Below are 22,362 nucleotides of genomic sequence, written 5' to 3'. Positions count from 1 at the left end.
TGCCTCCATGATACCAACATAGGAGGCGCAAATGTCCAGCTTATTAGAACCGGAACTTATTGAAGTAATGGAGAAAAGCAACAAGGATCCAGAAGAACTCTCAGGAACCCTTACTGACGAGGAAAAAAGAGATATTGATAAAGAGGCCGCTCATTATGAGGGAAAATCTTCAGTGGTTTTAGAGGCTCTCAGAATCGTACAGAAGCATCGGGGTTGGATTTCAGATAGCAGTCTTCAGGCTATTGCAAACTACTTGGAAATACCTGCGGCCCAACTAGAAGGTGTAGCCACCTATTATCAACTCATTTTCCGCCAACCTGTTGGCAAGGAAGTGATTTATCTATGTAAAAGTTCCAGCTGCTGGATTATGGGCTGCGATCAATTGCAAAAACATATAAGCCAGCGCCTGCAAATTGAACCTGGACAGACATCTGCTGATGGGATTTTTACCCTACTAGAAACACCCTGCCTTGGAGACTGTGATAAAGCGCCGGTGTTGATGCTTGGAGACGAAATGTATAGAAATCTCAATGAATCGGCCATCGACGCATTAATCGATAAAAAGAAACAAGTCCATGCTGACAAATCCCCTGACTAAAAACATCACCAAAGAGAATATCGCAGCGGATATCACACGATACCTGGCTAACGATGGTTATCAAGGATGGCGCAAGGCCCACGCTATGGCGCCGGATGACATTATCAATCTCGTCAAAGACGGTGGGTTACGTGGACGTGGCGGTGCGGGATTTAATACCGGATTAAAGTGGAGCTTTGTTCCCCGTGGAGAAGACTCACCAAAACAGAAATTTATAGTTTGCAATGCCGATGAGATGGAGCCAGGTACCTTCAAAGACCGCCTCCTGATGGAACGTGATCCTCACTTATTAATAGAGGGGATGGCAATAGCGGCCTACGCTATAGGTGCATCTGTTGGGTATATCTTCATTCGCGGGGAATATCATCTGGCTGCAGAGCGCTTGGAAATTGCAATTGAGGAGGCAAGATCCCAAGGATTCATTGGCAATAACATTTTTGACAGTGCGTATTCACTGGAAATCTTCGTCCATCGTAGTGCCGGTAATTATATCTGTGGAGAGGAAACAGCGCTGCTCAACGCCCTTGAGGGACGCCGCGCAATCCCCAGAGCAAAACCGCCCTTTCCACAGGTAAGTGGCCTCTGGGGCAAACCAACGGTGGTGAACAATGTAGAGACCTTCTGCAATATCCCACATCTGGTGGCCCTTGGAATCGACTGGTATCGCGGCTTGGGAGTGGGTCAGGATGCTGGCAGTAAAATTTTTGGTGTCAGCGGCAAGGTCAAAAATCCGGGCGCCTGGGAGCTGCCCATGGGAACGCCCATTCGCGAGATTATTGAGCAGTATGCCGGGGGCATGCGAGATGGACTGAGGCTGAAAGGTTTCCTTCCAGGTGGTGGCTCTACCGACTTCCTCGGACCCGACCACCTGGACCTCCCAATGGATTACGACATAATCGGCAAGGCTGGCAGCCGCATGGGAACCGGCACAATTACTGTCATGGATGATAAGACCTGTCCTGTAGGGCTAGTGCTAAACCTTACCCAGTTTTTCGCGCGAGAATCCTGTGGCTGGTGTACGCCCTGCCGGGATGGATTGCCATGGGTTGTGAAAGTTCTACAGCGAATAGAAAACGGGGAAGGTCTACCCGAGGATCTAGAGCTACTACAAGAGCAGTGTGAACGAATTGGACCCGGTAAAACCTTCTGTGCACTGGCTCCTGGAGCGGCAGAACCCATTCAAAGTGCCCTTAAATTATTTGAACAGGACTTCCTAGATCATATAAAGAAAGGCTGTTGCCCCTATAAATAATTAACAAACTATTTGTCCAGGGCTCCCAATATTATCGATAAAGCATAATGGATTAGCCATGCCAACCATTACAATCGACGGCGAGAAATATCTGGTTGATGGTGATCAGAACTTACTCAGTAGCTGCCTGACTCTGGGCTTTAACGTTCCCTATTTTTGCTGGCATCCAGAAATGGGCTCGGTAGGTGCCTGTCGTCAATGTGCGATGATCGAATATAAAGACAGTGAAGATGAATCAGGCCGCTTGATTATGAGCTGTATGACACAAGTTCGTGATGGTGGCATTTACAGTGTTAAGGCCGAAGCGGCCCAGGAATTTCGCGGCAGCATAATTGAAGATCTGATGACCAACCACCCTCACGATTGCCCAGTTTGTGAGGAGGGGGGTGAGTGTCATTTACAGGATATGACAGAAATGTCAGGCCATACCATGCGCCGCTACAGGGGCACAAAGCGCACACATCGCAATCAATATCTTGGCCCTTTTATCAATCACGAAATGAACCGCTGTATTACCTGCTACCGCTGTATACGTTTTTACAACGACTATGCCGGAGGAAATGACTTACAGGCACTCGGCCGAAATCATCAGGTTTATTTTGGCCGAGAGCAAGAAGGCCGTTTACAAAATGGTTTCAGTGGCAACTTAGTTGAAGTCTGCCCAACTGGTGTATTTACCGATAAGACTTTTAGTGCACATTTTGTACGTAAGTGGGACCTGCAAACTGCGCCATCGATTTGTGAGCATTGTGCGGTGGGATGCAATACTGCCCCTGGAGCAAGGGAATCCAGTAACAGCTACGAACCAATGTTAAGGCGTATTACCAACCTCTACCATCACGATATTAACGGTTATTTTCTCTGTGATCGGGGACGCTTCGGATACGAATATGTCAATAGCGCAGCACGTATTACTCATGTTTTAAGTGCACAGGACGAAGATCTCATCGGTTCCACTGCAGATTCAAAAGATCAACTCCATCGAAGGGTCAGCCCCCGTGATGGCGTCCTGCATCTATCGGTACAAATTACCGCCGCGCAACGCCAGCTGCGCAGAATCATCGGTATTGGCTCACCTCGGGCATCGCTGGAAAATAATTATGCGCTACGTCAGTTAGTCGGGGGCGATAACTTCTTCTCTGGACTAAATCGTCTCGATCACCAATTGCTTCAATTAGTAAACCACATACAAAGCGACAAACGGATTACCAGCCCCAACACGCCTGAAATAGAAGCCGCTGATGTGGTTCTGATAATCGGTGAGGATATCTATAACACGGCGCCACGAATTGCTCTGGCTGTACGTCAAGCAGCACGAAATCGTCAAAAGAAACAGGCACAGGATCTAAAGATACCTCTCTGGCAGGATGCTTCTGTAAGACAGCTAGAGGGTGATCCCAGCCCGATTATCTTTCTTGGAACGGAGCTTACTGAGCTCGCAGACATTACCGCAACCACCCTGTTTGAATCGCCAGATAAAATTGCCCTATTTACCCAAGCCCTTACCCAGCAAATTACTGGGTCAAGTAATCATTTCCCAGATATTTCTCTAGAACTTCAGAAAAATGTCAAACACACCACACAGCTACTACTCAATGCGACCAATCCACTCATTATTTCTGGAATTTCCAGCAGGAACTCCAGCATTCTAATGGCGGCAGCAGAACTGGCCGGTGTACTCAGCGATCATAGAAAGATGCCCACAAAGCTGTATTTAAACTGTGGCGAAGTGAATAGCCTGGGAATGATCCAATTATTCAATAAAAAAGAAGGCTATCTGGAACAACTTTTGGAATCACTAACAGACTCAAGCGGGGATATACCTACTAGTCTTATCGTACTGGAAAATGATTTATATCGGCGACTAGACACACCATCAGTAGAAAAAATATTTACTCTCGTGGATGAAGTGATTCTTATTGATACCCTACAGACACCCACTGCCAAGAGGGCAAACTGGATCTTTCCAGCATCCACAACCGCTGAGTCACAAGGTACCTATGTTAATAATAATGGTCTGGCACAGCGCTTCTATGCAGTCTATGAAGGAAAAGACTATATACAAGAGAGCTGGCGCTGGCTCGTGGATGCCGTAGAGTTTTGCACAGAGAAACCTGACAACCTTTCACCACTCTACAGCTGGAAGCACAGCACAGATCTCAGTGATGCCATAGCGAAGGAATTTAAGACATTAAGGATTCTCACTGAGCTAGGTCCAAATGAAGACTATCGTATTGATGGACTTAAGGTTGCTCGCCAAAGTGCTCGTTATAGCGGCCGCACAGCTATTCACGCCCAACAGCATGTCTCAGAGACACCTCCTGTAATTGATCCTGATGCTCCCATGAGCTTCAGTATGGAAGGCATACACAATCCCAATAAAACGCCACTGCAGGCTAATATTTGGTCGCCTGGATGGAATTCGAACCAGTCTATTTTTAAGTTTCAGCAACAAGTTGGCGGTGAGCGCAAAGGCGGTCCATCGGGTAAATATATTGAGCGCTCCCAACAGTCTCTCCATGAGTGGAATACTTCGGACGATCAATCAATAAAACCAACCGAAAATGACAATAAATTGCAGATGCTCCCCATTTATCGCCTATTTGGCAGTGAGGAGCTCAGTAATCAATCAATGTCATTTTCTGAAGTCATAGATGCTCCCTTCGTATTGATACATCCTGATGTGATAACTCAATACACTACCCAAGAGGGAGAGCTGGTAGATATTGAAACTAACTGTGGAGTCTACAGGGCTGAGCTAAAGAGCTGTATCAGCATACCTAACGGCTGTATTGGCATTCCTTTTGGTTTGCCTGGACTGGAAACCCTAGCTCCCCAGATCCCCGGCTATGCCGCTTTACGTCCGGTAGTGACACCTGCAATTAGCGAGGGGCAATAAGCCATGAGTACATCAATCTGGATGACTCTATTAAATATTTTCGGAGTACTTATCGTTACGGTATTACTGGCGGCCATCCTCACCTGGGGGGAAAGGAGACTGCTGGGTTTCTGGCAAGACAGGCCAGGTCCAAACCGCGTTGGTCCATTTGGCACATTGCAAGTCCTTGCCGATATGATCAAATTATTTTTCAAGGAGGATTTTATTCCTCGGTTTGCGGATATACCCGTCTTTGTTCTTGCACCAACTGTTGTTATGGCAACGATGTTAATTGCCTTTGCTGTTGTGCCCATGTCACCCAGTATTGGCGTTTCTGATCTTAATATTGGCCTGTTATTTGTGCTGGCAATGAGTTCTATTGCGGTTTACAGCATAATCCTCGGTGGTTATGCCTCCAACAACAAGTATGCTCTATTGGGAGGCCTTAGGGCCGCCGCTCAAACCGTGTCTTACGAAGTCTTTATGGGATTGAGCCTGATGGGCGTAGTGATGATGTCCGGTAGTTTCAACCTGCGAGATATTGTCAATGCCCAGGCCGATACCTGGTTTATCGTGCCTCAGTTTCTGGGATTTATAGTTTTTTTTATCGCTGGTATTGCCGAGAGTCGCAGAACACCCTTTGATCTCCCCGAGGCAGAACATGAATTGACTGCAGGATTTCATACCGAATATTCAGGCATGAAATTTGGAATGTTCTTCGTTGGTGAATATCTTGCCGTCATTCTGATATCCGCACTAATCACCACTTTATTTCTAGGGGGCTGGCATGGCCCCCTACTTCCTCCTATTATCTGGTTCTGCCTGAAAACCGCTTTCATGGTTGCCATTTTCATCCTGCTGCGAGCCGCCTTACCACGCCCCCGATACGACCAGCTGATGAAATTTGGATGGAAAGTCATGCTCCCCTTATCACTGGTAAATCTGCTCGCTACCGCTGGAATCTTGTTATGGGTCGCCTAGGTATTCAATCATATCTAGCCGGCATTGTCGGAGAAAGAAAATGATCGCCAGTCAAATACGCAGCATGTGGTTGGTTTTTAAGCATCTATTTCGGCGCAATGTTACTGTTCAGTACCCCGAGGAAAAACCCTACCTAGCACCACGCTATCGCGGAAGAATTATTTTAAGCCGGGACCCCAATGGGGATGAGCGCTGTGTTGCTTGTAATCTTTGCGCGGTTGCTTGCCCTCCCGACTGTATTTCATTACAAAAGACAGAAGACCCTGATGGCCGTTGGCGTCCTGAGTATTTCCGTATTAACTTTTCTCGTTGCATTATGTGTGGACTTTGTGAAGATGCCTGCCCGACTTATGCTATCCAGTTGACGCCTGACTTCGAGATGTGTGAATACGACCGGCAAAATATGGTATACGAAAAGGAAGATCTCTTAATTGATGGACCAGGAAAATATCACGACTACAGCTTCTATCAAGTCGCCGGCAAAGCAATAAAAGGGAAAGATAAGGGCCAGGCGGAAAATGAAGCAGAACCGATTAATATTAAGAGTCTTAATTTATAGCCCGAAAAATATGGTAATCAGAGAACCATTATCTTTTAAACAGATAAATCATGTACAAAGGACATAATCTCACGACCGAAATTATTACCAACTATAAATAAATACTCATAAAAATTATTCTAGCACAGCAGAAGATGCTGTTATCGATCACCTCTAAATTGGAAAAGATTTAATCTGGAGGGAACATCCATATGAATTTTATCTTCTACTTGACAGCAGCTATAGCGGTAGCGGCCACTACGATGGTGATCTTTCACAAAAATGCTGTTCACGCCCTTCTTTATCTTGTGACGTCGTTACTGGCAGTGGCTGTCATCTTCTACCAGTTTGGCGCCCCTCTTGCTGCAGCACTTGAAGTCATCATTTATGCAGGCGCCATTATGGTGCTTATTATTTTTGTGATAATGATGCTTAACCAGGGAGATTCCACAGTGGTACAGGAGCAAACATGGCTTCAACCCAGAACATGGTTCGGCCCAGCTTTATTATCTGCCCTATTGTTAGCTCAACTGATAATACTGGTAAGTAGTGGGCAGGTTTCTTCACATCAAACTTTCTATTACATAGGCCCCAAGCAAATTGGTATCGCCCTCTTTAGCCACTATGTCCTCGCCGTAGAGTTGGCCTCAATGTTATTACTTGCGGGGTTAGTCGGTGCTTTCCATCTGGCTCGGCGTAAGAAAATTGACACTGAGGATTCCAGCAATGCCAATTGAAACTGCACCAGGCCTTGAAGCAGGTATTCTTCTCGCATCCATTCTTTTTTGCCTTGGCCTAGCCGGCTTGATGATGAGACGAAATATCATCTTCATGTTGATGTGTGTAGAAATATGTACAAATGCAGCAGCATTGATGTTTGTTGTAGCCGGTGCGCACTGGGGAAATGCGGATGGTCAAGTGATGTTTGTATTTGTGGTCACCTTAGCAGCTGCGGAAGTTGCCATTGCACTCGCTTTGGTTCTGCAGTTTTACCATCGTAAACACACCGTCGATATTGATCAACTAAATGAACTGAGAGGTTAATATGCAGGGGCTATTGGCTTGGGTACCCCTTTTACCGCTAGTTGGCTTCCTGACTCTGGTTGCTATTCCCCTCTTTCATCGAAATGAGCCTCCGCAAAAGTTAGTAGCCTGTATCGGCGTAGGAAGTGTTGGCTTAGCCGCACTATTAACTATAACCGTCGCCATAACATTGTTTTGGAGAACTCCATCCGAGTTAGTCAATATTACTTTATGGCAGTGGATGCTGGTGGACAATTTGGAACTGGTTTTCAAATTCCACGTAGATTGGTTGACCATGGTGATGTTATTGATCATCACAGGGGTAGGTTTTTTGATTCATCTTTATTCAGTGGGATATATGCGGGAGGATCTAGATTTTCGCCGCTACTTCGCCTATCTGAATCTGTTTGTATGCGCCATGTTGATTCTAGTTTTGGCCGATAATCTGGTTTTACTCTATCTTGGCTGGGAAGGCGTTGGGCTCTGCAGCTACCTACTAATAGGTTTTTGGTATAAAGAGCCAGCCAATGGCACTGCTGCACAAAAAGCGTTTATTGTTACCCGTATTGGCGATACGGCGATGGCCATCGGTTTGTTCCTGCTTTTCTATGAATTTTCAACACTGAATATTCAACAACTTACCTTTGCTGTAAATAGTCAAGATGTAAATACCGAAGTAATTACTTTAGCTTGCTTGCTTCTACTCGGAGGTGCTGTGGGCAAGTCTGCACAGTTACCACTACAGACTTGGCTGCCCGATGCGATGGCAGGTCCAACACCTGTTAGCGCCTTGATTCACGCTGCCACTATGGTTACCGCGGGAGTTTACTTGATTGCACGCATGCATCCTCTTTATATGCTATCCGAAGTAGCAATGACTGCTGTTGCACTTGTCGGCGCTATCACATTACTGCTTTCGGGCTTTAGTGCAATAGCTCAAAGCGATATAAAAAGGGTACTCGCCTACTCCACAATCAGCCAGATCGGCTATATGTTCCTTGCGCTAGGTGTCGGCGCTTGGTCGGGTGCCATATTTCATTTGATGACGCATGCTTTTTTTAAGGCTTTACTTTTTCTCTCCGCAGGTTCTGTGATATTAAGCCTACACCATGAACAGAATGTTTTCTCGATGGGTGGCCTCTACAGAAAAATACCATTGACTTTTATCTGTTTTACTATCGGCTGCGCTTGCCTTGCTGCACTCCCCTTTACATCTGGATTCTATAGTAAAGACCATATATTGCTGAGTGCCTGGGAGTACCACCAGGGAGTCAATATTTTATGGCTTGCCGGTATACTCGGAGCATTAGTAACTGGGATTTATAGCTTCCGTCTATTATTTTTGGTTTTTCTCGGAAGAGAAGGCATAGCTTCCGCCCACTGTAAGGATGCCAACACCCCTGTGATGAGCATACCTCTCTGCATTCTCGCAGTGCTGGCGTTATTTGGTGGCTTATTAGCTCCACCCCTACAGTCTGTATTTGGTGTTCGCCCAGATGAAGACCACTCACCCTGGATCGAAGTGATTGCCATAGCAATGCCATTGATTGGCCTAACCATCGCTTGGCGATTATTTCTGCATGAACAGAAAGCCGGCGAACAACGCTCGCCCCTTATGCAATTTTGGTTCTCTGGCTGGGGCTTTGACTGGTTGTATGACCATCTACTAGTTAGACCCTTCAAGTACCTTACCAAAATAAACCATAACGATATTATTGACAGCTTCTACAAAGGGACCGCGGCAGCTAGTCGGCAGATTAACGCCCTTTTAAGCTCTTCTCAAAATGGACAGGTGCGTTGGTACCTAACCTCTTTTGCAATTGGCTCCATTCTATTCCTCGCACTTCTGGTGGCTTTATGACCCTATTGACAATCATTATTATATTGTTCACCGGCGGCATAGTAGCTTGGCTGTCAGAGCGATATTTTAAGGCTGGTGGACGTTGGATTAGTTTGATCAGCCTGCTACTCTCAGCCTTATTACTCACAAACTATTCCACATTTATTCATTCTACCGAGGTGGGGATAACGGAACCCTGGTGGGATAGTCTACAGATATCTTGGATTCCCCGATTTGGAATTGACTTCCATCTTGCCATTGATGGATTGAGCTTTCTCATGCTGGCGCTGACCCTGGCTATGGGAATTTTTGGGGTCTTGATGACCTGGAACGATATAAGTTTCCGCAGAGGATTTTTCTATTTCAATTACCTCTGGACTCTGGCTGGGGTTGCTGGTGTTTTTACCGCTATTGATCTTTTCCTATTTTTCTTTTTTTGGGAAGTCATGCTGATACCCATGCTCTTCCTTATCGCAGTGTGGGGATATGAGCAACGTATTTATGCCGCTATCAAGTTCTTCATTTTTACTCAGGCCAGCAGCCTTCTAATGTTGATTGCTATCGTTGCTTTGGTTTACATTCACTACACCAACACCGGGCAGCTAACCTTTAATTACAATGCACTATTAGATGCCCGCCTCTCTCCTGGAGTTGCCTACTGGTTAATGCTGGGATTCTTTGTTGCTTTTATAGTCAAATTACCAGCTCTACCTTTCCATACCTGGCTGCCGGATGCACATACTCAAGCACCTACAGCAGGCAGTATCCTTTTGGCTGCTATTCTCCTTAAAACTGGTGCTTATGGCCTATTACGCTTTAATCTACCTTTATTTCCCGAGAGTTCAATAGAATTTGCACCTGTCGCGATGACCATTGGAGCTATCAGTATTATTTATGGTGCGATGCTCGCGTTTGCCCAAAGAGACATGAAGAGACTCGTGGCTTACTCCAGTGTTAGCCACATGGGATTTGTTTTGCTTGGTCTTTACGCCCTTGACACTATTGCTATACAAGGGGCTGTAATGCAAATGATTGCTCATGGTTTGAGTACCGCAGCCTTATTTGCGCTAGTTGGGGCCTTGCAACATCGCCTCCACACCAGGGATATGCAGCAACTGGGTGGCCTTTGGGCCAGATTGCCAAAGTTATCTGCTGTTGCGCTTTTCTTTGCGGTGGCATCACTGGGACTTCCCGGCCTCGGCAACTTTGTTGCTGAATTCACAGTGCTTGTAGGGAGCTTCCGCAGCAATCACTGGATAACAGCCCTAGCGGCTATCGGACTTATTGGTGCAGCACTCTATGCCCTACTGATGATGCAAAAGGTCTTTTTCGGTAAGCTAAATAAAAGACTGGAAAAACCCATTCGAGAGCAAGAAACGACAGATCTTACTATACGAGAGTCCTGTGCCCTGCTCACGCTCGCCGGACTTTTGGTATTTATCGGTTTGCATCCACAGCCGATTTTCAATATTGCAGACCAGACCGTACAGAGATCGACCGCAAAAATTGAAGCAGCTTTGTATATTCAGAATTCCACTCGAGACAAATTATCTACTCAGATTCATCCGATTAAGCTTGAACACACCTCAATAGAGGAAAAAACTCCATGAGTGCTCAGGAACTTTTTGGGATACTGCCCCTACTGATACTAAGTGCAGGTATAGTGATTCTTCTGTTACAGGTATCTTTTTGGAGAGGACATCTGGGTGCGTTGGCAACCACCATGATTACCCTAGTGTTAGCCATGGCATCCTGCTTTTGGGTTGCTGGCACTCTATCTGGAGCGACCAGCTCTATTCAGGTGACTGCATTAATTCTAGTCGACTATACGGCTTTATTTTTCTGCCTCCTTTTACTCTTAACCGCCTTTGGGATTAGCATCATGGGTTTTAATTACCTGCGTTTGCGCTGTGATCCCAAAGGGATTTCGGGAAGTTATCCTGAGGAGTATTACATCCTGTTGCTGCTGGCAATGTTAGGAGCCTGCACGCTTATTTTTTCCAGTCACTTTGCTACCTTCTTTCTTGGACTTGAACTTATTAGTCTCTCTTTATATCCAATGCTCGGATTTTCATTGACTGGAGACCTATCCCCCAAGCGTGAGCAACTTAAATCCCTTGAATCGGCGATTAAATACCTGATTCTATCTGCTTTATCCACTGCATTGGGTCTATTTGGTATTGCACTGATTTATAGTGCAAGTGGCGCTTTGGATTTTGCCGGCATAGCTTCACGAATAACTGAGCTATCTCAAACTTCCACTTTATTTGCTACTGGAGTCACCTTGCTCCTTATCTCTGTAGCTTTTAAATTATCACTAGTCCCATTTCATATTTGGACACCTGATGTTTATCAAGGGGCTCCAACACCAACAACAGCCTTAATAGCAACCATAGGTAAAGGTGCCGTAATCGGATTTCTACTGCGATTCTTTAATATCCTGGATCTTTACAGTAGTCAGGTTTTGATTGATATGCTCTCTATAGCAGCTATAGCCAGTATGTTAGTTGGCAATCTTCTGGCATTAATGCAAACAAATATCAAGCGCCTTCTAGCCTACTCCTCTATTGGTCATATTGGTTATTTGATTGTGGCCTTTATCATTGGTAAAAGCACTTTTGGCACTGAGGCAGTTATTTATTACCTGATAGCATACATAATCACCACACTGGGATCTTTTGCGGTAGTAGGTTTAGTCGCTGATTCTGTTGAGGAAAAAATTCTTAAAGGTGAGTATCCTGAAAATCCCCTTTCAGACGCTCAAAACCCTTATCAAAGTGCATTCTACCAGGGCCTTTTATGGCGCTCACCTTGGCTGGCGAGCTGTTTTGCCGCTATGCTGCTTTCCCTTGCCGGTATTCCTCTAACTATCGGATTTATCGGCAAATTTTATGTATTTACTGCTGGAGTAGAAGGGCAAATGTGGGTACTCCTGGCAGGTGTAGTAATCGGCAGTACACTGGGGCTTTTTTACTATCTACGCTTGCTACTAACTATGGTTCAACGTGATAGCACACATGACACTGTCAACACAGGAACTGTACAAATCGCTGTATCAGGTCAGCTACTCTTGTTTATATTGACAGTTGCTCTATTAATCTTTGGTATATTCCCTCAAATCTTGATCAACTGGATAAATGCACTATAAAGATTAATTAGGGTATGGCCGCTAGAAGATACGACCATTTTCTGCCCAATAACAATTTCCTAGGTATCAAAGGGCAAATCTATGAAAACTTTTAAGCAGGCATTTGAAATCATTCAAGATGCCGAGAAATTTCACCTGGATATGGCTGGCTTATACGAGAATTTACTTGACAAATCTGAAGACTACAGAACACAGTTACTGTTAAAGCATATGTTGGAACACGAACAACGCATGGCGAGAAATCTTTCTAATTATGGAGAAATCGCTCAGCAAAGAGTCATGCAAACCTGGCTACAGTATACCCACGAAGAAAGCGCTCACGATTTTATTCGACAACTACCACTAAGTGATCCCCCAACTATTAAAGAGGTCAATAATATTGGACGGGAAGTGGATAGGTATTTTTCAAGCCTCTACGAAGCCGTTTATGGTGCTATTGAGTCGATGGAAGTAAAAGAAGTTTTCGAGGATTTGAAGCAGATACAAGACAAAGAACGCATTACCCTATCTATGGCAACTAATTCTCTCTGGGATATGTAACAAAAGCTAAAGGGTGAAGGTTTGCTAAGAGCAAAGCTCCCCCCTCTAATTTACCTTAGAGCTTAAAACTCATACTGTGCACGCACATAATAAAGCGCACCATTAAAGCCCATAGGCGCTGTTTCTGGGTACTCAGCACCTGCAACACCTGACCAGGGGTTTTTATCTGGGTAGTTGTTGAACAGGTTTTCAGCACCAGCAATCAGGGACAAAGACTCAGTAAAGTCGTATGCACCTTCGATATCCACAGTCCACTCATCACCGGCATCAATGGGAAATTTCGGGTCATCCAAGTGTGCTTCCCAATAACTACCGTAGTAGTTCAAACGTACCAAGCCACGCCAGCCATCACCAGCATGAGAGAGGGTAGCGTTCCCACGAACATTGGGAAGACCATCCTCCAGTTGACCTAAGCGCATATCACTAATGGTCTCCTCCCGATACTTAGTTACCTCAGTGTCGGTCCAGTTGGCAGCAAGACTCAGATCGGTGGCGTCACCAAGTGGGTAAGTTGCAACCAAGTCGATACCCCGTGTTTTAGTATCGAAATCGTTGGTATAGAAGCGGAAGTACGACAAAGAATCGGCTCCACTGATACCATCTGCAACCAATTGTGCACGTTCGGCATCACTTAGTTCCTGATCCGCAGATTGAGTGATGCGATCACTTACTGCTATCTGGAAGTAATCGAAAGTAATATCCCAATCTCCAGCAGCAATAATCGCTCCAATAGTGAAGCTTTCCGACTCCTCTGGTTCTAATTGCTTACCGCCTTTTAGTTGTGCAATAGGATTAGTCGGAGGGATGGTACCTTTATTTGCCAACTGTCCATTCGTAAAAGCGGTAGTCACATTACTGATATTTGACTGGGCTGGTGTAGGTGCGCGGAAGCCTGTACTGATAGTGGAGCGTAAAGCTAACATATCATTGACTACATAATGACCTGATAACTTGAAGTTGGAGGTATCACCAAAATCAGAGAAGTCCTCCCAACGCAGAGCCGCTCCCAGTCGTAAATTATCAGTCGCCTCCAATTCAAAGTCTGTATAGAGAGCAATATTATCTCGGTCAAAAGTACCGACGACTTCCGGACCAAATCCAGGGAATCCATTAGAGCCAATAGAGAAACTTTGCTCAGCCAAAGGCCCTTTAGCCCAGGAAGCTTCATCACCTAATGAAACTTTAAATTCTTCCTCACGCCACTCAAAACCACCGGCCATATACAGTGTCTTGCCAGCCAACTCAGTAGCCTTGGTCAGGTCAAGATTAAAGTTGGTTTCAGTTTGCGTATAACCACCAGGATTAAAGCTAGTAGGCGTCTCCGGGCCCATGGTGGCATTAATGGTATTGTAGATATGGAAATCTACTTTGTTCTGACCTCTGCTAGCACTGACATCGTAACCAATACCATTGGCAAAATCTCCGCGCAGACCGAAGACCATCGAGTAATCTTCCAGGTCACCACCAAATCGTGGAGTAAAGCCACCCGGGAACATCTCAGTAAAGGAGAAACACTCATCAAGATCGTGAGCTTCAGAGACACTGACATTTTGACAGTTATCTATACCATTACTGGGATCTAAGTCACCGATCAAAGGAACTAGAATTTTATCTAGCTCTCCATCACCATCTTTATCCTCATCTGAATCAACCTCCATTGCAAAAACGCCTGCCCGAGTCTCAGGATTACGATAATAGAACCCTCCATCGGTGGAACGGCTGGCGTAGTTACCAAAGGCATATAGCTCAACGGTATCATTCAGTTCAATAGCACTGTTTATAAAGAACTTAGTGTCATCATTTACTTCTGGCTGCCCCCAGATTTGCGCGGGGCTGGCAACATGGGTATTGCCATCGGCAATCAGCTGTGCGGCGTCATCCCGCTGGGTACTGCGACTGGTGGAATCCTGCTCGCGATACTCCATGCTGAAGTTGACGAAGCCGGAATCGGTCAGTGGCAGGCCGAAGTTAGCAGCAACCATACTCTGGTCACCATCACCTTCCGCGGTAGTGGCATGCTTCATTTCAACAGTGCCACCCTCGGCAGCATCTTTGAGCTGGAAGTTGATGACCCCGGCAATAGCATCGGAACCGTATTGGGCGGCTGCACCGTCGCGTAGTACCTCTACCTGTTTCAGTGCTATGGCTGGTATAGCGGAGATATCCGGGCCCTGAGCGCCATCCGATACACCACTTCCCAGAAAGGAGATTACAGAAGCACGGTGACGACGCTTGCCATTCACCAATACCAGAGTGCTATCCGGCGGCAGTCCACGCAGGTTGGCTGGGCGTACAATCGAGGCAGCATCAGAGATTGGCTTTGCATTCACATTGTAGGACGGCACCACATTGCGCAAAAGGTTGTTGAGATCCCCATCCCCCTGATTCACAAACTCATCACCAGTGACAATATCGATAGGTGCCGAGGAATCCGTCGCAGAGCGTCCTTCAACGCGAGTGCCGATGGTGATGACCTCCTCCAGAAGAGCATCCTCGGCAATTGCCGGGCTGGATACTGCAGCAACCGCCATTGCCAACAGCGATGGAGCGCCACAGGCCGCTAGCCAGCGCTTCTTATTTTCTTTCATGTAATTACCCTGTCAATTATTAGTTTTATCTTCTAATCCTAATCCATCCGATTTCGGCAGCGTGTTGGCTTACAAATGCACGAGGCCAGATACAGAGAAATCTGCGCCTGCTTTAGATAGCCTGCACTGAGTTACATACGAATTTAGCCAGAAAATCCCAATGATGAACATCATCATTTTTAATCACTGCAAGAAGCGTGACACAGGTAAAAAATGCCAGTAAAAATGGAAAATTAAAATACCTAAATAACAGATATTGACAATTTAAATCATGTCCAATCTAGAAATAATGTCATTTGTGACATTGAGGATATTAGGAATAAACCGAACTTAAAGGAAATTATCGAACCGAGAAAATTGGATGCGAGGTAAGTAATTATCATCCATATCGAGCACAGGTAGAATAATAAATGATATTTACCCTAAAGTGAAACTGACTGTCCTAAGAAATAAAAATTTGAAGGGATCATCATCCACTAAAGGGTACTGGGCTTCACTAGAACCTACTGTCTACTGTGAGCCCCTAGCAAAACCCCAAATAAGCTATATGTCGCCCAAGGCAAACTCCACAGCCTTATTTGCATGTATTAGAGTAGTATCCATCAGTGGAATCGCTATATCCTCCTGAGAGACCAACATACCAATTTCGGTACAGCCTAGAATCACAGCTTCCACCCCTTGGGCGGACAGAAAATGGATAATGCGGAGATACTCCTCTCTTGATGAAGCTTTGATCTTTCCTTTACAGAGCTCCTCATAGATCACACTATGTACTATTTCTCTATCAGGGACAGTGGGAACAATCAGGGTTATTCCATATTTTTCCTGTATATACTTACGGTAAAAATCCTGCTCCATGGTGAAAGCCGTACCCAAAAGTCCCACTTTCTGAACATCTTCCCTAAGTAAAATTTCAGCCACAGCGTCTGCAATATGCAGGAGAGGGATATCCACCGAAGTCGCTACCTGCTCGGCCACTTTATGCATGGTATTGGTACAGATAAGAACACAGTCCGCCCCAGCGGATTCCAATGCCTGGGCCGCCTGAGCCAGCACCTGCCCAGCCTCTTCCCATTGACTCGCTCGTTGGAGCTTTTCAATCCTGGCAAAGTCGACACTGTATAAAATAATCTCTGCGGAATGCAGCCCGCCAAGTTGCCGATTAACTCCTTGATTAATCAACTTGTAGTAGAGCTGTGTGCTCTCCCAACTCATACCACCAAGTAGCCCTATTCTTCTTACCGCCTTCTCCACCGTATTCTCACTTAATTCTGACAATTTGAAGCAATAAATTTATGCCAGGTAGCAACTAGAAACAACCAACTGTGGAATATTGCACTTTAGAAAATGTGAGACGTGTAAACACCAGCAGACTACTCATCATCTATGGATGGTTCCAAAGCCATACAGGAGGCTATTAAATTTCTTTTACTGAAATTATAACCGGAGAGAAAAGCCATCATGTTCTCCCTCCCTAAAAGTCTACGGGTAATTTCTTTTAAGGAGATTCCTTGTCGCCCCAACTCCTGGGCAGAACACGATAAGTTAAGCAAGTAATCATATTTATCTTGTAGTCGCTTCTTACCGTTTTCGACCATACCTCGATGGGGACATAAGATAAGTTCAAAATTATATTGAAGCACTTTGCGTATGCTTTGCATCAGAATTGGGATGCTCTCATCCTTGCGCAACATCTTCAGATGACTTGCCACATAGAGGTCTGCCGTGAATATCCAACCCCGATCCTCCATCAAATAGCAGGTCATATCCTTGGCATGCCCCGGAGCCGGGATAGCAATTACCTTCTCACCAGCTATGCGTAAATTCTTAGGCAGCTCTGCAGCTTCTGCGAGTCCCGGTGCCCCCCAAATAAGCCTTTGAAGTGGTGGTATACGGAAACCACGCTTTAAAATTTCTATCGTTGCTTTAGGGGCTCGAGGCTGAACACCTGTCAACTTATAGATTGCCCCAGCATTGCCGCTATGATCTTCATGGTGATGCGTTAGAAGAAGCTGACGAAAGGGTTTATTTTTCACGAACCACTTGACGTATTTCCATTGATTGCTAGGGCCTGCATCAATAATGGTGTCCTTTAATCGATAAACGATAAACGTGGTGTTAATTCCAAAGTCAAACCTGCCAACTCTCTGCGCATCGAGATCTTTGTAATCAAATGAATCGATGACCGACACACAAGCCTCCGTCACCTGAAATCAATAAATTGGGAAGACTAGAGATTTAAGATAGTTATATCTAGTGGTGAAGGGCTAGGTATCTGGGAAACAAGGGGTAAATAGCACGACATCTTAGGATGAGAAGATAGCGTTCACGCTTATGAGATTAATCCGTCAACTCCATCCGTAGTTTTAGTCCTAGCTTGGAGGTAGCCCCAGTGGTAACCCAAGCAATCTGTCCATTACTCCCCACGATAACCATCGTTGGCGTTACTTTGATCCCCCACTGGCCACTTATACTACCCATAGGGTCATTAATAGTTGGAAATTTTAAATTATGCTGGAGCATATATTCTTTAACCACTTCCTCATCTCCAGACCGCATAGCGACGCTCAAGACCTGATATTCACGCGCCAATTCAGAAATCTTAGGAGATACTATGCGACAATATGGACACCATGAGCCCCAGAAATAAATAAGCACCGGTCCATGTGTCGTCATATGTTTAAGGTCTATTAAATTCCCATTCAAAGTTTCCCCTTTCAGCGGTGGCGCCAGATCTTTTGGGATGTCCCGTTGCTGATAGTAGGCTACCGCCGCCATTACCAAAATAGCCAGCATGAAAAAGACTATCAGTTTTACCGACATTCGATACCAGTGAATACCCACTACAGTCTTCACCTATTTTCTCATTTACACTGAACCAATCTTACAGAACCAATAATCCCTAACGACTAGAAGCGGGCTTTTCTTCTTTATTTCGATTTTTCTTGGAGCTATCACTTTCATCGAATAAATCGATGATCATATATTCCTGCAATATCTGAGGCAATATTTGCGGTCTCTTAGCGCCTGCAGGATACCAGGCATAGACAGGTATTGAGTTACGCCCTAATGCCGCCAGAGATTCAGTGATCACAGGGTCCTCTCTGGTCCAATCGGCACGAAGTAGTAAAACGCCATTTTCCTGAAACACTTTTAATGTTTTCTCTTTATCGAGTACCCGCTTCTTATTCACTTGGCAGGTTACACACCAAGCTGCGGTATAGTCGACAAACACCGAACGTTTTTCTTGTTGCGCCTGCTTAAGCAACTGTGGATCATACTTCTTCCAGCCCATAGTAATGGGAAGAGACTTCTGCTCTTCTTTCCCTAAAAGCATAAAGCCTACTGGCAAACTAATGATTAGTATTCCCCATGAAATTAACCTGACGATTCCAGAGTAATTACGTATCATCAAGAGAGCAAAAGTTACCAGTAGTACCATTGAGGTACCTAGTAACCAGCCGGTTTCCCCTTCCATACGCCCAAAGACCCAGAGCAACCAAATCACCGTAGCGTAAAGGGGGAAAGCCAATAATTGACGGAGCTTATCCATCCATGGCCCAGGTGATGGAAGGCGATTCATAAGGGCAGGACTAACACAGAGAATCAAGAATGGCGCAGCCAAGCCTATCCCCATGCAAACAAAAATAAGCATGGCTTCTAAGGGAGGTAAAACTGTAGCGGTACCAAGTGCGACCCCCATAAAAGGTCCCGTACAGGGGGCCGCGACAAATACCGCAAGTACACCTGTCGCAAAGGTACCACCTTGGCTGAGGCCCGCCACCCTAACTAAGTAATGACCAAACTCAAATACACCATGAAAAGACATAGCCATCACCCAAAACAGTACTATTAGTGCCAATACCACAGATGGTGACTGTAGTTGAAACCCCCAGCCAATTGAGGATCCCCCTGCACGAAGTACCAAAAGTAGAAGGCCTAGTGCTGTAAAGGTAAGAACCACTCCTGCAGAATATAGAAGCCCCTCTCTTAATCTCGAACCACTGCTGTAGCCTCCTCCTATCAACCCAAAAAGCTTGATAGAAAGCACAGGGAAAACACAGGGCATCAAGTTTAGAATGACTCCCCCAGCAAAAGCTGCAAGTATGATTAGCCAAAGTGGACGCCACTTTGCTGCCGGCAAGGGACTGCTAAACGCTACTTCGTCAAGCTCCCAGGCGCGATGTCCATCACTCAATACAAAGCTGGCTGCTGCGGGGATTTTCACATCAGTTTGACGCTTAAAAATATAAACGAAGGTGTCACCATCACGTTCCATTATTGGCTTGGCGGGTGAGAAAACTTTTCCATTTAAAGGAAAAACCTGTGGCGCACGGCCTTGCGTACGAGCTTCGACCAACAGGCGTATACGGTCTTTTCCTTGCAATGCCACCGAGTCCAGCCTCCAAGGACTGCTTTCCTGTGGAAGAGGTACTCTTTCCGCAAACTGATTCCGAACTTCCAGATCTTCTAGGGCCCATTTGGACTGCTTCTCAACGGGGCGGGATAAAGTCATGGTGCCGCGACCTGGAATACACTCAATCTTACAGACAAGCCATTCCAGATCTGCCTTCAAAGAGACTTCCTGCGCCCCTGGCTTGGGCTTCAGATCAAAAAGATAGGCAACATTTCCCTTATAACCCAGGTTTGTTAGGTGCTCTACCCTAAGACGAGTGGGAAAAGGCCATTCTATTTTCCCCAGACTTGCGCCCTCGGCGTCTATATCAAAACGAGGTGGTGCACCTGAGTCTCCTGAATTTTGCCAATATACGTGCCAACCTGGATCCACTTCAAAGTAGAAGCCAATTTTTTCTGAAACCTTTTCCTCAAAAATGGAAGGGGCCAACCAACGAATTCGGACATGTTCACCTGAAGCCTGTTCCTGTGCATAAATGCAGGAACCACAACCAAAAGCCAAAATACCAATGACAATTATCAAGACAGACTTGATTTTTAACACACACTTTTCCTTGGGCTTTATGCCTGGAAAATGAATAAATTCATTTATAGATATCCACCAACAATATACTCCCGAATAACTACTTTAGATCAGTAATAGAGTCGTTTATTACCTTCTCATTATGCCCGCAATAACTCTCAGGGGTAGGCGCAGTCTCTCATTCGATAAATACGGCGCCCTCAAGGGTTATCCTGTAATTCTAAATTTTTTTCAGATTCCAAGGAGATTCACAATCTCAATCACACACTTGCCACCGCCCTTAGTACAAAGATGATAGCCTTAGACCAGCCAGATATCGCAATCTCATCCCCACATAAGAGTAGAATACTGATTGATCGGGGAAAGGATATGGGGGAATTATCAAGTTATCTCTAACTGGATCAGCGCCCTATTCTAGGACACTCTGGCGGTGCGCCCCACCTAGCTTCAGTCGCTTAAAGTATTCCTAATAGAGTTTATAAGATATCTCTCACCTCTCCAGCAGTACTCCTGGATGAAGTAGAAGTAACTTTGATACCGAAGAACCGGGTTCTAAAATTTATCGCGAGAATCCACGAGATTACTTTCTTATTAGATAGGCCTGTACTTTTGTTCTGCGTAGCGCCACTGAAGCTACTGGTAAAAATATCCAGTAAACTGCGCAAAAGCTCCCTCATATACAGCCACTCTATTGGGCGATCCAGGTTTTAAGGCCATATTTAAGACTTCTTTTAGAGCTGGAATGAATCAAAATATTGAAGGACTCTATGGAATGATAATAGCGATCTGGGGATTGCTAAATGATGAATTACGCAGATTTAACCGTCCAGTCAAAATCTTTTTTGGAAAAAACGATATTATAAACTTCAAAATGCCTTTATAAGTTTCGAAAAGGCCTCCCAACGAAAAAATTAATCCAGGCCTGAAGCAGGTTTACCTGCTGTCTACTTTATAATCAACACTTCAACAGCAGCTATTCTGTTGATTTTTTTCACACTCAATAATCAGCCACTAATGGTTGCTCCATATTGACAGGCACCAGATTTTCGAGAAAATCCTCAGTAGCCAAATCCCAACAAAAGGTTTTTGCCCTGGCAATACAATCATCCGCTTTACAGGAAAGGGCTCTTTGAATTGCCACCCTTAGATCATTATCCATAGCGCCAACAGGTGCATCACCAATGATATCCCTTGGACCCGTAACTGGATAAGCGGCAATTGGTAGGCCGCAGGCAAGCGCCTCTAGGTTCACTAAGCCGAAAGTATCTGTTAGAGACGGAAATACAAACACATCCGCCCCAGAATAACACTCTGTTAGCTCATCCCCTTCTTTTACGCCCAAATAGATAGCCTCTGGAAATGTTTTCTTTAAAGCACTCAGCTGGGGGCCATCTCCTACCACCACCTTGGTTCCAGGGATGTTGATAGATAAAAACCTATCCAGTGATTTCTCTACAGCAACACGGCCAACGCTTAACAGAATCGGCCTGGGCAAGCCTGCAAATATATCTGTTTTAACAGGGTGGAACTTGTCTAACTCCACTCCCCTTCGCCAGCGCACTATCCTGTTAATCCCCAAATCCTTGGCTTCGGCCTCCATACTTGCAGTAGTTACCATCGTTTGTGCTGCTGCCTGATGGAAATTAACTAATAACTTATGCAGCCACTTCACTGGGATTTTATAACGCAGGGAAACATACTCAGACAATCTGGAAAGCCAGGAAGTGGTAAATCTTAACCCCCTTTTTTTGCAATACCTACGCATTGAGATACCAATTGGTCCCTCGGTCATAATATGAATGGCATCAGGGGAGAATTCATCCACAATACGGGCAAGTCGAGATCCGGGGAATATGGCAATTCTTATTTCATGGTACCCTGGCCAAGGGATATATTTAAAGTCATCCACTGACAAGAGCTTAATCTCATGCCCTCGTGCAGATAATTCTTTTATCGTTTTCTCAAGAACCCGCGACACACCATTGAGCTGCTTTGGATAAGTATCCGTAGCAATTAATATTTTCATACCAGAAAACC

The 22,362-nt window shown here is 45.3% G+C and carries 17 protein-coding genes; 11 read left to right on the top strand and 6 right to left on the bottom strand.

Annotated features, from left to right (window positions below; genetic code table 11):
* The first annotated feature begins 31 nt into the window (after window positions 1–31).
* From nuoE to ACJJID_RS02060, 11 genes are all read left to right on the top strand, one after another.
* Window positions 32–598, top strand: coding sequence for an NADH-quinone oxidoreductase subunit NuoE (gene nuoE / locus ACJJID_RS02110; RefSeq protein WP_444921282.1), 567 nt, complete (start codon window positions 32–34; stop codon window positions 596–598).
* Window positions 576–1,850 carry an NADH-quinone oxidoreductase subunit NuoF gene (gene nuoF, locus ACJJID_RS02105; protein ID WP_444921281.1) on the top strand — a complete coding sequence of 425 codons (1,275 nt, stop codon included), beginning with the start codon at window positions 576–578 and terminating at the stop codon, window positions 1,848–1,850. Before nuoE ends, nuoF begins: the two co-directional genes overlap by 23 nt.
* Window positions 1,851–1,908: 58 nt before the next feature.
* The gene (nuoG, locus tag ACJJID_RS02100) at window positions 1,909–4,749 is read left to right on the top strand and encodes an NADH-quinone oxidoreductase subunit NuoG (protein WP_444921280.1); all 2,841 of its coding nucleotides are present in this window, start codon (window positions 1,909–1,911) and stop codon (window positions 4,747–4,749) included.
* Between the two features lie 21 nt (window positions 4,750–4,770).
* Window positions 4,771–5,709, top strand: coding sequence for an NADH-quinone oxidoreductase subunit NuoH (gene nuoH, locus ACJJID_RS02095; RefSeq protein ID WP_444921279.1), 939 nt, complete (start codon window positions 4,771–4,773; stop codon window positions 5,707–5,709).
* A 40-nt stretch (window positions 5,710–5,749) separates the two neighbouring features.
* On the top strand, window positions 5,750–6,268 hold the full coding sequence (gene nuoI / locus ACJJID_RS02090) for an NADH-quinone oxidoreductase subunit NuoI (RefSeq protein ID WP_444921278.1): 519 nt from the start codon (window positions 5,750–5,752) through the stop codon (window positions 6,266–6,268).
* Between the two features lie 191 nt (window positions 6,269–6,459).
* Window positions 6,460–6,984 carry an NADH-quinone oxidoreductase subunit J gene (gene nuoJ, locus ACJJID_RS02085; protein ID WP_444921277.1) on the top strand — a complete coding sequence of 175 codons (525 nt, stop codon included), beginning with the start codon at window positions 6,460–6,462 and terminating at the stop codon, window positions 6,982–6,984.
* A complete protein-coding gene (gene nuoK / locus ACJJID_RS02080) occupies window positions 6,974–7,291 on the top strand; it encodes an NADH-quinone oxidoreductase subunit NuoK (RefSeq protein WP_444921276.1) in 318 nt (105 codons plus the stop codon). The genes nuoJ and nuoK overlap by 11 nt, the downstream gene beginning before the upstream one ends.
* A gap of 1 nt (window position 7,292) precedes the next feature.
* A complete protein-coding gene (gene nuoL / locus ACJJID_RS02075) occupies window positions 7,293–9,131 on the top strand; it encodes an NADH-quinone oxidoreductase subunit L (protein ID WP_444921275.1) in 1,839 nt (612 codons plus the stop codon).
* Window positions 9,128–10,720, top strand: a complete 1,593-nt coding sequence (nuoM, locus tag ACJJID_RS02070) for an NADH-quinone oxidoreductase subunit M (protein WP_444921274.1) — start codon at window positions 9,128–9,130, stop codon at window positions 10,718–10,720. The genes nuoL and nuoM overlap by 4 nt, the downstream gene beginning before the upstream one ends.
* The gene (locus ACJJID_RS02065) at window positions 10,717–12,258 is read left to right on the top strand and encodes an NADH-quinone oxidoreductase subunit N (protein WP_444921273.1); all 1,542 of its coding nucleotides are present in this window, start codon (window positions 10,717–10,719) and stop codon (window positions 12,256–12,258) included. The genes nuoM and ACJJID_RS02065 overlap by 4 nt, the downstream gene beginning before the upstream one ends.
* Window positions 12,259–12,339: 81 nt before the next feature.
* Window positions 12,340–12,798, top strand: coding sequence for a hypothetical protein (locus tag ACJJID_RS02060; RefSeq protein ID WP_152451972.1), 459 nt, complete (start codon window positions 12,340–12,342; stop codon window positions 12,796–12,798).
* Window positions 12,799–12,860: 62 nt separating this feature from the next.
* On the opposite strand, the gene ACJJID_RS02055 is transcribed toward ACJJID_RS02060, so the two are convergent.
* The 6 genes from ACJJID_RS02055 to ACJJID_RS02030 all read right to left on the bottom strand — a co-directional run bounded on the left by ACJJID_RS02055 (window position 12,861) and on the right by ACJJID_RS02030 (window position 22,351).
* Complete coding sequence (locus tag ACJJID_RS02055; RefSeq protein WP_444921272.1) at window positions 12,861–15,386, bottom strand: TonB-dependent receptor plug domain-containing protein; 2,526 nt, start codon at window positions 15,384–15,386, stop codon at window positions 12,861–12,863.
* A gap of 543 nt (window positions 15,387–15,929) precedes the next feature.
* Window positions 15,930–16,640 carry an aspartate/glutamate racemase family protein gene (locus tag ACJJID_RS02050; RefSeq protein ID WP_444921271.1) on the bottom strand — a complete coding sequence of 237 codons (711 nt, stop codon included), beginning with the start codon at window positions 16,638–16,640 and terminating at the stop codon, window positions 15,930–15,932.
* A gap of 119 nt (window positions 16,641–16,759) precedes the next feature.
* Window positions 16,760–17,578, bottom strand: coding sequence for an MBL fold metallo-hydrolase (locus ACJJID_RS02045; RefSeq protein WP_444921270.1), 819 nt, complete (start codon window positions 17,576–17,578; stop codon window positions 16,760–16,762).
* Between the two features lie 148 nt (window positions 17,579–17,726).
* Window positions 17,727–18,242, bottom strand: a complete 516-nt coding sequence (locus tag ACJJID_RS02040; protein WP_444921269.1) for a protein disulfide oxidoreductase — start codon at window positions 18,240–18,242, stop codon at window positions 17,727–17,729.
* A gap of 46 nt (window positions 18,243–18,288) precedes the next feature.
* Entirely contained in the window at window positions 18,289–20,346 is a 2,058-nt protein-coding gene (locus ACJJID_RS02035; protein WP_444921268.1) for a protein-disulfide reductase DsbD family protein, read from the bottom strand.
* Window positions 20,347–21,322: 976 nt separating this feature from the next.
* Window positions 21,323–22,351, bottom strand: coding sequence for a glycosyltransferase family 4 protein (locus tag ACJJID_RS02030; protein WP_444921267.1), 1,029 nt, complete (start codon window positions 22,349–22,351; stop codon window positions 21,323–21,325).
* Window positions 22,352–22,362: the final 11 nt, after the last annotated feature.

This window comes from Microbulbifer sp. CnH-101-G (genome assembly GCF_052466775.1).
This window is presented reverse-complemented; position numbering and strand designations above follow the sequence as displayed.